We start from the raw sequence: 12,091 nt of genomic DNA, 5'->3' as shown, positions 1-12,091 counted from the left end.
TTTAGGCTGTCATACACGGTTTCTAATGATAGTCCTTGTAAAGCGGACGGTGTTGAAAACATGTAAAAATTTCCATCTTCGCAATAATCTTAGTTTTGACATGATATCCGGTAAGAGAAAAATATTTTTGCGTAATTTCTGTCAGTAGATTTACAAATGATTTAAAGTAATTCAAGCGAGATAGGAGAACAGGTAGATCATAGAAGTAAAAGATAACCACATGGCTATTGCCTGGTTTGCTAAATTTCACGGATCAAATTGGAAATATACAGAAACTTCAAACAGGACGGGAGTGAGAGTGCTCATGAGAGAAATGCCGATCAGCAAAGCCTTCACGCTGATATAGCCAGGCCCGGTTGTCTTCGTTACGACAAATGATGGTAAGAAGAACAACATAATGACGATCTCGTGGACCATGGTGATGGACTTTACGCCAAGGTTTGCCATAACTACTGGACCATGGAACTATTCCTATACCGCACTTCGAAAATCGAAGGAATGTGTAATTTCAATTCCCACCATTGACCTGTTGGACAAAGTCGTTGGAGTGGGAACATGTTCCGGTGCCGACACAGACAAATTTGAAAGGTTCGTGCTGACTCCTTTGGAAGGAAAACATGTCAGGTCGCCCTTGATTAAGGAATGCCTGGCGAATATTGAATGTAAAATTATAGATATCATTGAAAAACACAATATTGTGGTACTTGAAGGCGTCGCCGCGTACTTTGACAATTCACGAAAAGAGAAGCGAACCGTTCACGCAGTTGGCGATGGAACGTTCATAGTGGATGGGCGCAAGTTGAATCGAAGGGAGATGATGAAGTCAAAGCTTCCAGACGGCGGGCTATGACCTCTAAGGTATCTGTTTCCTCCTTTTTTACCTGCTTCTGGGCTTTCCGGACTATGGCCGGATCAAGATCTTGAGCAAGAAGATTTCGGGTGTCTTCTCTTCTTTGCCTGGCGTCAGCCAGCCCGATTTCGGGATACTTTCCCAGAGAGAGAAGTTTTTCTTTTCCTTCATAACGGTATTTCAGCCGCCAAACTTGCTGCTGGGTGTCACAAAAAGAAAAAGTCCATCGCCGTCGAAAAGTTTAAGTGGTTTTTCTGTGGTTTGAGCTCTCCGAATCTTCATGTCATTCAGAGCCATAAAAAAATACCCCCAGAGATATTGTCAAATGTTGTGGATGATGTCTTTTATCAGCGTATCCGTCCCAGCCAAAATTAAGCAGCCTCTTTCATGATTATGCCATCCACAAATCGGATGCCTTCAATGACCTTGCCGATGAGTTGATGGCCCCTGATTCTCTGCCAGGTTTTTTCCGCTTCCATTGCCAACTTGAAAACCATGGTCAGTGTTGCCAATCTTGACCCACAGCCCTTTGTCCGATTTGTGCGAAGTCTGACCGTGGCAAAGGTCGATTCAACAGGGTTGGTTGAGCGGATGTGACGCCAATGCTCGGCCGGAAAATCATAAAATGCAAAGAGACGGTCCTGATCCTTCTCTAAGCAGTCGCAAGCCTTTTCATATTTTGCCCGGTATTGAGAAATGAAGTGGTTGTAGGCCTTTATGGCTTCCTCCTTGGTCGGTGCCATGTACATGTCCCGGATGTGTCCTTTGGCTCTCGGCTGGACACTTTTCGGCATCTTATCCAGAATATTGGCCGTCTTATGAACCCAGCAACGCTGCTCAACCGTTTCTGGAAATTCCTCCCGCAGGGCCGCCCAGAATCCCAAGGCACCATCACCAATGGCCAATTTTGGACCTTCTTTAAGCCCGCGATGCTTGAGGTCTCCCAGCATCTCCTGCCAGGCCTGTTTGCTTTCTCTATAGCCATCTAGGATGGAGACGAGTTCTTTCTTCCCGTTTTCCAATGTCCCCATAATGATCAGGATGCATTGCCGCTTATTCTCGGCATCTTCCAAACGAACATTGAAGTAAATGCCGTCGGCCCAGAAATACACATATCTCTTGAGAGAAAGATCCCGTCCGGCCCACTCCTTATAATCCTGCTCCCAGAGCCTCTTCAGCCGGACGATATTGGTGGCGGAAAGCCCCGATGCATTCTTCCCCAATATGGATTCCAGCACCTTGCTGAAATCTCCCGTGGAGATCCCTTTAAGATACAGTGCCGGGATTAAGGCATCAACCGAGGGAATCCGGCGCATATATCTCGGCAGAATATTGCTCGTAAAAAGCTGATCTTCTCTTTTGTCATGAATCCTGGGCTGTTTTAGCTTTAAGGGGCCGATACCTGTTACGATCTCTCTTTCAGGCAAGGAACCGTTTCTCACAACTAACCGCCTGTTCCTTGAGTCTTTTTCATTCTTAAAGCGGTCAATGTACTCGCTTACTTCGTTCTCAATCGCCGCCTGCAACATCCGGCAGGCTCCTTCTCGGATAATCAGCTCCAGGACGCTCTTTGCTTCTTCTTTAACTTGCTTTTCCCAATAATCGCGGTCATTATTCTCCACGGGCGTATCCTTTCCTCCCCCTCTTGCCAAAGGGGGCTCGTTTTTGGTTTAAACGTTTGGAGGATACGCCTTCTTTCTATGCTGTCCACAACTTTGGGTTATATCTCTCAATCCATTCGAGACGAGTAGAGATCAGTGATAGCTTGTTTGCTTCAATAGAGTTCGAATATTATACATGAGGTGAACAGTTGCGCAGGGTGTGGTGGAGATAAAACAAACCTCCCTTAAAGTCAAGGTATTAATGGAATAAGTTACTGCTGGGGCTTAGGCTCATTAAGAAATGAATTGCGCTTGGAAATGATTGCTGTAGAAAGTCTATATCTGCTAAAGATTTATTGAGAATATTTTCATGGAGGTTAAGCCAGTGAAAGAATTGATCAAGTATATTGCTCAGGCGTTGGTTGATAATATCGATGCGGTGGAGGTTTCTGAGGTTGTTGGCGAACATACAATCGCTATCGAACTTCGAGTTGCTAAGGAAGACCTGGGCAAGGTTATCGGCAAACAAGGTAGAAATGTAGAGGCAATGAGAACGATTTTGAGTGCAGTGTCGACGAAACTTGGCAAGAGAGCGGTTCTGGAGATAATTGATTAAGCAGATTAATGAAGTTCTTTCTGTATTATTTCTCTGAAAGCCTTTCTATTCCCGAAAATGGGATCTTTTCACTGAGGGTAGAGATCAGGCAAGTTAAAAAGGCGATGAAACACATATAGGAGAAAAGCATGAAGAAAGCTGCCTGGATCATTATTGTTCTTTTAATTGTTATTGCCGGCTATGTTGCTGCTGGTCCATTTTTGACTGCATATTCAATAAGAACAGCCCTTGTTGAACAGGACTCAGAAAAACTATCTGATAATATTGATTTTCCAGCACTCCGACAGAATGTGAAAGACCAGTTCCGCGCAATAATGATGAAAAAAGCTTCTACTGAACTTCAGGACAACCCTTTTGCTGCCATTGCCACTGGTTTTGCCGCTAAGATGGCTGATGGAGTCGTGGATACGGTTATTACTCCCAGTGGTCTTGCCAGCCTGATGGAGAAGAAGACATCGAAGTCAGGTCATGAAAGTGAAAGCGATTCCACATCTTCAAAAAAAGAGGATCTCTTCAAAAATGCAAGATACTCTTACGATTCTTTCAGTAAATTTTCAGTCTGGGTGCCCAATGACAAGGGAGAAGAATTGAGATTTGTGCTGAAACGGGAAGGCTTTTCCTGGAAACTGGTCAATATCGTGATTCCGGTTGATAAGAAGTCTTAATCGCCGGTTATGATGAGTTGTCCTGAACAGGACTTGAGTGGACAGTGGCCCGAACCTTCCGGATTGTTGACAGTATCCAAGGAACAAGGATTTATAAGTGGAAGATGCTTATACCGTGCTGAAACAGACGGAAACACTGACAGAAGTTTGGTTGGCAGCGGCGTAGATATAAGATCCGCTCCTTAATTTACCCAGAACGAGCTGAGTAGCCTTTAAATTTCTACAAGGTCATTTTTTCCTTCGGATGATACATTGGTCGACCTGTTTCTTTTCGCCCAAATTTGAAGGCTTAAATTGTAGTTTTGCAGAAATTGCCGTAGAAATGCCGTTTCCCGGGTCTTTTTAACGTAACGCATATGACATGGAGAAGATGATCATTAATCGGCAATATCGTTCGAAACAGAAGAAGATTAAATACGATAAATATCATGCCCTCGGAAATGATTACTTAGTGATCCGTCCTATTAATGACCTCGGAGATCTTGATGCTGAGCTGGTTCAACTCATTTGTAACCGTCATTGTGGAGTCGGCTCCGACGGTATTCTTGTTGGTCCCCTTGAGAGTGAATCATCCGATTTTCGCCTGAGAATCTTCAACCCCGACGGTAGCGAAGCGGAGAAGAGCGGGAACGGCCTTCGCATCTTTTCACGCTTTCTCTACGATCAGGGCTTGGTTCATGAGGACCCTTTCACAGTTGAGACCCTTGGCGGGAACGTAGTCTGCCAAGTCCAAAACGAAGGTAGGACTGTAACGGTTGAAATGGGGAAAGTGAGCTTTCTCAGCACGAAGATACCTGCGGCTGGAGAAGAGCGAGAAGTATTGCGGGAGCATATGGACATCTCAGGCGCAACTTTCGAGTACTGTGCCGCTACTGTAGGAAACCCCCACTGCGTCATTCTCTGTGAGAAATCCACCCCTGAGCTTGCCCGGTGTTATGGACCCCTGATCGAGACAGCTCCCCGCTTCCCTTATCGGACAAACGTTCAGTTTTTGGAAATCCTTGACCGTAACAACATCCGCATTGAGATATGGGAACGAGGGGCAGGTTATACTCTGGCCTCTGGGAGCAGTAGCACCGCCGCCGCAGCCGTTGCCTATAAACTGGGATTTTGTAATGAAGTAATCACCGTTCACATGCCCGGTGGGAGTCTTACCATCCGGTTTTCTCACGACTTCGTGGCCACTATGACAGGACCGGTGACACGTATATGTGAAGGAGCCATGGACCCGGAGATGTTCGAGAAATAATGACCTTCAAAAAAACATGGAGAAGATGACCATGCCCGTAATAGACTTACTCAAAGCAATACCGCTTTTCGAATCTTTCAATAATTCGGAACTCAGACACCTAGCCAGTTTGCTCAAGGGCCAGTCACTGGACAAGGGAGAGATTCTCTTCCACAAAGGAGATACCGGATCGGCTTTTTTCATCATCGCCAATGGGTTGATAAGAATAAGCGTTTCAAACAAGGCGGGCGATGAAGTAACCTTTGCCCATCTGAGAGGCGGAGACTTTTTCGGAGAAATGGCTCTGCTGGACGAGCAAACCCGCTCAGCCGATGCCACGGCTCTTGAAGACAGCACTCTCTATGTTCTTGATCGGAACGATTTCTTCCCCTTCCTCTTCGAGAATGAAAATGCAGTTCATTCCATTCTTCGCGCTCTTTCGATGCGCCTGCGGAGAACAGACGACATCCTTGCGGAAACAGCTTTTCTCACAGTTTCCTCCCGACTAGCCAGACGCCTTCTCGAACTGGCTGAGCCATCACAACTTTCAGGCAGGGAATCCGCGGAATATCAAGTCCGGATGTCCCAGCGGGAATTGGGCGCAATGCCGGGCGTTACTCGGGAAAGCATCAACAAGGAGCTGAAAATCCTGAAGGATAGAGGGATAATAACGACCTCCAGAGGTAACATCGGCATTCAGGATATGGAACGGTTGAAATGCAGAACTCAATGACTGAGTAATGACCGCATCAATCTGTGTTGCATTGTTTTCAACAAAAGGTAAAATTACTCTATCTAAACCGCTTGTCGAGATTCATCTCTAAATAGTCCGTGTCAGCCTTTCCCTTAATTAAGAGCAACTATCATAAATAAAGGGGGAACTATCATGCCGCAAGATCCAGTTAAGACCGATGGCGACAAGTATACGGTGCTATTGGAAAATGAAAGAGTGCGTGTCCTTGAGTATCGTGATTTGCCCGGAAGCAAGACTTCCATGCATTATCATCCTGATTTCGTTCTATATGCTCTTAGCCCTTTTAAACGCAGACTGACCTTGGGGAACGGCAAGGTTTTGATGAGGGAGTTCAAGTCCGGTGAAGTGCTATGGTCACAGGCTCAAGAACATATTGGTGAGAATATAGGCGCATCAGAAACACATGTGATCATCATCGAACTAAAGGAAAATGTTCCTTCTAAGTCCGGATAGCTCTAAAAGGTATGTAGATCGACTGGCTGATCCTGAATTGGATACTGAATACTTTTGGAAAACCGTTCGATTCTGATGGTGATATGGGTAAAAATAAACGCGGGGAGAGAACGAGTCTACACAAAAAATAAAAGAGACCTTTTAATCTCTTTGAATTATGTAACTAATTGATATTGCATGGTGCTGGGGAGGGAATCGAACCCTCACAGCCGCAAGGACCGAGGGATTTTAAGTTCTTAAAAAGCAAAAAAATGTTAAAATTAATCCCTTGATTTCAAGTCTGATTTCCCGTAACTGCCTGAAAATAGAAATTTATTAGATTCCATTTGTTCCTGCCTATTCTATCCATTTCCCTCCTTTGCCCTGTTGTTTATCACAAATTTATCACATCCGTCCTCGGAGTATTAATCCGACGATCATTTATAGTTGTACACCTTTTAATAACCTCTTGAAAATCTTACCAAGGTTACAGGCGTGAAAGGCGAATTAGAGAAATATCTAAGCCACCTGTTTTATTACAAATATCTGTTATTATTAAACTTGGTGTGTCCCTCTGTGTAATGTTTTGTAGCCTATTGAAGCCGATTTCGAGGAAAAGGACACCCCAAGGGACACACCCTTGCGGGTTGATTTACAATCATCAACTGCCTTATTTTCTTCTGTGCGGTTCGACGAACTTCTTCCTGAAACAAACGATAGACATATCAAGACTACTAATGTAAATTTCACAGCGAAATTAACTCTGTACACTGAATCAAATTAATAAGAGGAATCTCATGATTAAAATTTGTATTGGCGATGATATCCTTGGTAGTGGTGGAGCTAGTTCTCTTGATGAACCATGCAAACCAGGTCGTTACTATGTATATGTTCATAAAGCTCAAGATGGCACAGTTTTTTATGTAGGGAAAGGAACTGGCAATCGAGCATATTCCAAGGACAGGCAGCCGGAATGGTATTACTATGTCGAGAAGTTTTTAAATAACCAGTATAACGTGGAAATTGTTAAAGACGGCATTTCTGAAGAAGACGCTTTGAGAATCGAGGACGTTTTACTCGCCAACCATGCAGCAACAGTCATAAATCTTCAGAATATGCACTCACCGGTAGATTCACGAATGATGATTGACTACAGCGACGCGATACGAGACTATTCTGAGTCGTTTAAACTTGCCAAAAAACTCGACAAGGAAGGCAAGAGTGAAGAAGCGTTCGAAAATTATGAAAAGGCCTACTCTCTTTATGCGAAATCCATTAGCCTTAACAACTACGACCTTGGTGCTCGTAGGCTGATACCAAAACAGCGCTGCGCTCCGACGCAATTAGCCGACCATTTTTCTAAATCTTTAGCAAAGGCAGGACGGCACTCGCATGTCGTAGCTTTTGTAGAACGATTCTTCGCAGATTACGGAGAAGGTCAAACTGGTGTTGAATTGGCATTAAAAAAGCGTGCTGACAAATCGCGGATGAAAGTGTCACTACGAACTTCTGAAAGACCTTGAAATGCTTTTAATATGTTATAGGACGAAGTTTTCTTGACATTAGGCTAGATAACCACACCATGCACCGGATCGGCTATAAATTCGCTTTCCAGTGATGACCGGCATTGTACGTAAAATGAAACGAGGCTCCCACCATGAGTTCCAGTCACTTCTTGCCTGATAGTCTAAGAGGCCCCACAAGGGCTATGGTTTTCGTCGACGGTGAGAATCTGGCAATCAGATATAAAGCTGGGTTGGCTGACGCACCGCCAGAAAAACATGTTGATTTCCTTCAAGACGTATATGTTTGGTCTCACTTTGCGAATATTCCTTACCATGTACACTGTGACGTTATTCGGAAATACTACTACACAGCGGTGCAAGGAGATGATCCCAAAATCGAGGACGTTGAGACGCAACTCAAAAATATTGGTATCGAAGCTCCGAGGGTGTTTAAGAAGAAAAAGGGACGCCCCACCAAACGAGTGGATATTACGATAGCTACTGAAATGCTCACTCATGCTCACAGAGGCAACTACGACATTGCTATTTTGGTCGCTGGCGATGAGGATTATGTTCCGCTTGTTAAGGCGGTTCAAGACGAGGGCCGAAGAGTAGTTCTTTGGTTCTTTGAGGGAGATCCTGGGTTGAGTAAGAAACTGGAAATGGCGGCTGACTACTTTTTTGACATCTCATATTTCCTGTGTGAACCAGCAGAAAATGTAAGAATCTATTACCCTTGGTGACGGCACATACAACCTTAGTTGATGGAGACTGCGAAGGCCACACCACCCACAGCTTGGTGTTTTACCAATCATTTCAAACGCAAATCCTTAAAATATTTCATTCACCATTGTTGTTTTTTTGTAGATGAAATAAATAACAAGGCATGAATATATATTTAAATTAACCCCTTGGTTTCTGGTCTGATTTTTCATAAGTAGTTAATAATAGCTGAAAAAGAAATCCCATCTCCTCACGTTTATCACAATTTTATCACAGCAGAGGAGGCGAGTTTCAGTCCATTCCTTCTTTCATTTGGCAGCTCAATCAGCGGTCTTCCTGTGATCTTGATAGAAAAAGTCAACATAGTAGATTTTTGGAGCAATTAGTGTTAATTTTTTGAGCACATCAAAATTATAAAATTATTTGGAGGTCACATGGATAATTTAGCTGGATCAGCTTATTTAATTCCCTTCACGATAATTTTTTTCTGGGTTGGGTTCGGGCTATCACAATTAATCATCAAAACAAAATTATCTGGGAAAGACATCTTGCTTTCTTTAGTTATTTCTTGGATCGTTTCATCAATACCGCAATTGTTTTTAGGTACAGAAATCTATAAAACCATAAACGAAGCAATAATCGTATGCGTAGTATCCTTTTTCATCTCTATTATAATGCGTAATAAGGCCAAGAATAACGAACTCAATCAATATGTTAATCTGATAAATAATAACTCGAACGAGGTTAAAAGAATAAAGATTGGTTTTGATTGGCCATGTTGCCTCTTTGGTTTCTTTTTTGGAGTTCCTCTTTTTCTGAAAAAGCTAAATTCGTGGGGAGGCGTAATCACCGGTATCGTCATTTTATATGTCTTATTGAATACTTCTGAATCATCACATGCGAGAAATGCTGCTTTTGTTATATTTCTGGTAATTATTGGATTTTCGATATTTTTGGGCTTTAAAGCCAACGAAATGGCGGCAAAGCAATTGATAGATAACGGTTGGAAATTTAAAGAAGGTGAAGATTCTAATGTGGCCCTTGCAAGTGAAAAATGGAATATAAACAGAAAGGAGAAAAATGAATTATAAATTTACAGATTTAGACAGAAGGACATACGAAAGAAATTCCAAAGGGCACATTACGATCGAAACAACCGCTAAAGCGGATGATAGTGTTGACTTAGTTATTTCTGACTCAAAAGGAGTTTTTATAATTCTTTCAATGGACAACAGAGAATCAACGGCAGTGTTTTTGGCGGCATTAGCCTGTAAAGATAAAATAAAAACGCTAATTACGGTATGAGAAAACACAATCCTAAAAGTGACAAGCCCCTCAAAAATCGGCATAGATTTTGAGTGAGTATTTGTTGGACTTACTATTCCCTCATTTTTATCTGTGATCTTCACCCCTCCTGAAAAAGTGAATATTAGCAGATACTGCTCTTGTTAAGCCAAATATTGGAGTTACAGGATGAATTTAACAAACAAAATTTGCAATGAGAAAAATGCTCGATCAGAATCCACATGGTGGAAGGGGATAGTTAAGGTAATAATAATTTTATTTAGTCCTATAATGATTATATGGGTTGTAATGACAGTTGATCAATCAGATACATTTCAGCGTGTTACAAATCCTCAGAAATATTGGTGCATACGAGTTGCAATGCTTGAACAGAAGATATACAAAACGGAATCTTTCATTAGGGAATGGAGGAATGATAGGGATGAGGGATTTCTAATTGATTATAATGAAGTGGTTCGTGGCTTGATTATTGAGGGAAAAGACCCGGAAGAGGCGAAAAGAATCGCATCTGAAATGGTCAGGAGCTCAACCGATGCTGAAACAGAAGCAAATCAAGCAGTAAACAAAATCCGCCCTGAATTAATACAAAAATCATATAAGTTGATAGCTCAATATGAGAGTGAATTACAGCAAGCGAAGAAGGAACTTTCCAAGTATCAATGATATGAAAAGTTAAATTTCATTATATTTTATGAATTATTACAACAAAGAACAAATAAAGAAAACAGTCGAAAAGGGTATCCTAGACTATTTCCTCGAGGCTTATGAAGAAATTACCGGTCAATTGTTGGAAGTGCATTCCGTTTCAGAAAGACCAGACTTCATTTGCATAAGAAAAGATGGTAGCGAGGTCGGTATAGAACTCGTTCAGGTGAGGCGTGGTCATCCTAACGATATTTTTTTTAACAAGTACATTGAAAAGCAAGATTACATGAATAATGAATATGCCTTAGAACTGATTCAGTTAAAAGTAATAGAGAAGGAGAAAAAACGAAACGAGCTGGATTGGAAACTACCGCTGGCGGCAATACTCTTAATTGAGTTAGCTGACATACCATTATCCTACATAAAGAGCTACATTACTCCAAACACGATACCGGACATGTATTTATCCGGATTTGGAGAGATTTGGTTGATTGATTCTACAGGCACCGAAGCTTACGACAACGTAGAGCTGTTCTGTGTCCAGCCTGCAGAGTGGTCAGGTTATTATCCAAGGGAAATTAAGAAGCCATAAGGATAAAATGTCAACTAACATCTAAGTAAAGGAGTTATCCACATCCACAGCCGTAGCCCGTATGGAGCAAGGCGGCTGCGGTTGTGGGTAACTCCTTTACCTCCGCTTAGATAATATCCACCTTTTGGCAGCGAGGGCGGCGGTAGAGCCGCCCCGAGCAACGCCAACCCCAAAAGCTTTGATAAATTAAAATGAAAACACAGACGATAGAAAAAAAACACTTCCAAATGAGTTATTTCGAAGATTGGGCAAAAGACAAAAGTCCTCTTTTGGCAACGGCTGGACTGTCAATAGCAATTAATGCGGATTTTATCCTCGAATTCATCATCACTCTAAAAAAGCAGGAACGACTGGAAGGATATATTCCTCTTCCTCCACACAAAGAATGGCTTGGTTTCTGTCGTAAACATCGCAAAGTGCGTCAAGGAGTAATGTCGGCTTTTAAGTCTCTTGATGAAGAAACAGCGGGATGGGTTACTTTCTTTGAAACATTTCTTTCCGAATTTAAAGTTCCGAATATACAAAAAAGCATTGATCTTTTTAAAAATATGTCAACGGAAGAACAATACGAAGTCTTCAATAATGTGAAGGAGCTTTATCAAGGTATTCAAGAATACATCGTTGCTGATGTAATGAACGAAGATTTAAAACTTGATGCTGAAGAAAAGAAGCGCAGAAAGAAAAACTTTACAACCCCTGAAGTGCTTTTCTTCCTCAAGGTTTGGGCACCTTGTGCGGTTTTATACGGAGAATATCCTCCGAAACTTCTTTGGAAAGCAAGACATGGTGACGACAATGCCTTTGAAAAGCTTCTCAGGCTTGATAAAAACGTTATTCATGATCCAAAACTGAGTGAGCTATTTCATCAGGCTTCGGTGGATAAAAAGCGGGAGAGATTTGACCGCATTACAAAGGCCATGCGAGCCAAGCCACAGATGAAGACAGAGGGTAGAAGAATAAAATTTTACCTTGCCGGGTTGATATCGAATATGTCCATTGGCTTGAAACAGAAATTAACAACTGTGGATATTCATGAACTGTTTGATGCCATAGCTAAGGGAAAAGGTATAGATCATGTCGACCCGGATTTAATAGTGACTCCTGAAACCTTTGAAAAAGCAGTTCAAAGGGCAAGAAAATTATGGAACGTCATTCCTCTACCGGACAAAAAATAA

General features: G+C 42.3%; 15 protein-coding genes and 1 pseudogene. 14 read left to right on the top strand and 2 right to left on the bottom strand.

Features of this window, described 5'->3' with window-relative positions:
- Positions 1-304: 304 nt before the first annotated feature.
- A pseudogene (locus SYN_RS10160) lies at positions 305-850 on the top strand (flavin reductase family protein).
- Here SYN_RS10160 and SYN_RS17080 read toward each other — a convergent pair.
- The gene (locus tag SYN_RS17080) at positions 780-995 is read right to left on the bottom strand and encodes an integrase arm-type DNA-binding domain-containing protein (protein ID WP_237671343.1); all 216 of its coding nucleotides are present in this window, start codon (positions 993-995) and stop codon (positions 780-782) included. The pseudogene SYN_RS10160 and the gene SYN_RS17080 overlap by 71 nt on opposite strands.
- Here SYN_RS17080 and SYN_RS16565 point away from each other — a divergent pair.
- Entirely contained in the window at positions 921-1,115 is a 195-nt protein-coding gene (locus tag SYN_RS16565) for a hypothetical protein (RefSeq protein WP_237671285.1), read from the top strand. The two genes, SYN_RS17080 and SYN_RS16565, sit on opposite strands and share 75 nt — an antisense overlap.
- A 106-nt stretch (positions 1,116-1,221) precedes the next feature.
- On the opposite strand, the gene SYN_RS10150 is transcribed toward SYN_RS16565, so the two are convergent.
- Positions 1,222-2,472 (bottom strand): IS256 family transposase, encoded by a 1,251-nt coding sequence (locus SYN_RS10150; RefSeq protein ID WP_049749931.1) that lies wholly within the window; start codon positions 2,470-2,472, stop codon positions 1,222-1,224.
- A 349-nt stretch (positions 2,473-2,821) separates the two neighbouring features.
- Between SYN_RS10150 and SYN_RS10145 the strand changes: the two genes are divergently transcribed.
- From SYN_RS10145 to SYN_RS10090, 12 genes are all read left to right on the top strand, one after another.
- Complete coding sequence (locus SYN_RS10145) at positions 2,822-3,067, top strand: KH domain-containing protein (RefSeq protein ID WP_011418025.1); 246 nt, start codon at positions 2,822-2,824, stop codon at positions 3,065-3,067.
- 128 nt (positions 3,068-3,195) lie between these two features.
- Positions 3,196-3,732 (top strand): DUF2939 domain-containing protein, encoded by a 537-nt coding sequence (locus tag SYN_RS10140; RefSeq protein ID WP_011418024.1) that lies wholly within the window; start codon positions 3,196-3,198, stop codon positions 3,730-3,732.
- Between the two features lie 409 nt (positions 3,733-4,141).
- Positions 4,142-4,981: a diaminopimelate epimerase gene (dapF, locus tag SYN_RS10135; RefSeq protein WP_041585628.1), complete on the top strand. Its 840-nt coding sequence runs from the start codon at positions 4,142-4,144 to the stop codon at positions 4,979-4,981.
- A 31-nt stretch (positions 4,982-5,012) separates the two neighbouring features.
- Positions 5,013-5,693, top strand: coding sequence for a Crp/Fnr family transcriptional regulator (locus SYN_RS10130; protein WP_041585627.1), 681 nt, complete (start codon positions 5,013-5,015; stop codon positions 5,691-5,693).
- Positions 5,694-5,846: 153 nt separating this feature from the next.
- Positions 5,847-6,167, top strand: coding sequence for a hypothetical protein (locus tag SYN_RS10125; protein WP_011418021.1), 321 nt, complete (start codon positions 5,847-5,849; stop codon positions 6,165-6,167).
- Positions 6,168-6,943: 776 nt separating this feature from the next.
- Positions 6,944-7,669: a GIY-YIG nuclease family protein gene (locus SYN_RS10120; protein WP_011418020.1), complete on the top strand. Its 726-nt coding sequence runs from the start codon at positions 6,944-6,946 to the stop codon at positions 7,667-7,669.
- A 185-nt stretch (positions 7,670-7,854) separates the two neighbouring features.
- Positions 7,855-8,394: an NYN domain-containing protein gene (locus SYN_RS15360; RefSeq protein ID WP_049749970.1), complete on the top strand. Its 540-nt coding sequence runs from the start codon at positions 7,855-7,857 to the stop codon at positions 8,392-8,394.
- A gap of 414 nt (positions 8,395-8,808) precedes the next feature.
- Positions 8,809-9,465 (top strand): hypothetical protein, encoded by a 657-nt coding sequence (locus SYN_RS10110; RefSeq protein ID WP_011418018.1) that lies wholly within the window; start codon positions 8,809-8,811, stop codon positions 9,463-9,465.
- The gene (locus SYN_RS10105) at positions 9,455-9,679 is read left to right on the top strand and encodes a hypothetical protein (RefSeq protein ID WP_041584989.1); all 225 of its coding nucleotides are present in this window, start codon (positions 9,455-9,457) and stop codon (positions 9,677-9,679) included. Before SYN_RS10110 ends, SYN_RS10105 begins: the two co-directional genes overlap by 11 nt.
- A gap of 168 nt (positions 9,680-9,847) precedes the next feature.
- The gene (locus SYN_RS10100; protein ID WP_011418017.1) at positions 9,848-10,342 is read left to right on the top strand and encodes a hypothetical protein; all 495 of its coding nucleotides are present in this window, start codon (positions 9,848-9,850) and stop codon (positions 10,340-10,342) included.
- Between the two features lie 28 nt (positions 10,343-10,370).
- Complete coding sequence (locus tag SYN_RS10095; protein ID WP_011418016.1) at positions 10,371-10,916, top strand: hypothetical protein; 546 nt, start codon at positions 10,371-10,373, stop codon at positions 10,914-10,916.
- Positions 10,917-11,107: 191 nt separating this feature from the next.
- Positions 11,108-12,091, top strand: a complete 984-nt coding sequence (locus SYN_RS10090; RefSeq protein WP_011418015.1) for a hypothetical protein — start codon at positions 11,108-11,110, stop codon at positions 12,089-12,091.

Origin of the sequence: Syntrophus aciditrophicus SB, assembly GCF_000013405.1 — a bacterium.
Lineage (GTDB): Bacteria > Desulfobacterota > Syntrophia > Syntrophales > Syntrophaceae > Syntrophus > Syntrophus aciditrophicus.
This window is presented reverse-complemented; position numbering and strand designations above follow the sequence as displayed.